The following is a 951-nucleotide window of genomic DNA, read 5'->3' as shown; positions in this document are numbered from 1 at the left end:
CCTGGATCCGAGCCAAGCTCGCACTGTATCCGATCCTCGAGATCAATGAACGCCTATACGAGCTACTGAGCGAGGACGACGATCCAGCCGTGGTCGAGGGCCATCCTTATGATGTGGACTGGAGCAAGTACGATAGCCTGAATCGGCCGTGGGAAGAAGGTGGCACTGCATGAGCTTGAAAGAAATGTGCAAGTCGCTCCGCCTTGCCTACGTCGCCGAAATCTATGAATCGATTCCAACGGAATCCCCTGAAAAATTTCTTATGGAACTTTTCTCCATGGAAATGCGCCTCCGCGAAGAAGCGAAGGCGCAACGATTTATCAAAAAGGCGAAATTCATCAACAACAAGTCACTCGACGACTATCACTGGGGCAATCACATCTACTTCCCGAAGCATTTGGATAAGGACGAACTGACCTCACTGAATTTCGTCGAGCATTCACAGAACGTCGTTCTGACAGGGTCCCCGGGAACAGGAAAGACCCATTTGGCCATCGGACTCGGGAGAGAAGCTTGTCACAAAGGTTATGAGGTGAGGTTCTTCCGGGTCTCCGAGCTCGTAGAGCAACTCAACAAGGCCTGGCGGGATGGGAAACTGAGCAGCTTCCATTCACGTCTCGAATCGGCAGACCTTATCATTTTAGACGAGATGGGATACATCCCTCTCACAAAAGAATCTGCGGAACTCCTGTTCCATCTCATCACCGACTGGTACGAGCGAAAGAGCCTGATCATCACATCCAACCTTGAGTTCAGCCAGTGGAATCGCATCTTTGGCGACGCGCGCCTAACGGCGGCACTCGTCGATCGCGTCATCCATCACGCTCACATACTAAACTTCACAGGTGACAGTTATCGTGTCACGCATGCGTTGTCGAAACACTAAAACCCAGCTGGCAAAGTTCTGTACTTTTCGTTGCATTATTGTGCACATTTGTATTGCAAAATACA

1 protein-coding gene is annotated in these 951 nt (G+C 50.5%); it reads left to right on the top strand.

The window, feature by feature from the left end:
* The first annotated feature begins 169 nt into the window (after positions 1–169).
* Positions 170–886: an IS21-like element helper ATPase IstB gene (gene istB, locus EVJ32_RS15975; protein WP_131459130.1), complete on the top strand. Its 717-nt coding sequence runs from the start codon at positions 170–172 to the stop codon at positions 884–886.
* Positions 887–951 lie beyond the last annotated feature (65 nt).

Source organism: Exiguobacterium sp. SH5S4 (assembly GCF_004337045.1).
Lineage (GTDB): Bacteria > Bacillota > Bacilli > Exiguobacteriales > Exiguobacteriaceae > Exiguobacterium > Exiguobacterium aurantiacum_A.
This window is presented reverse-complemented; position numbering and strand designations above follow the sequence as displayed.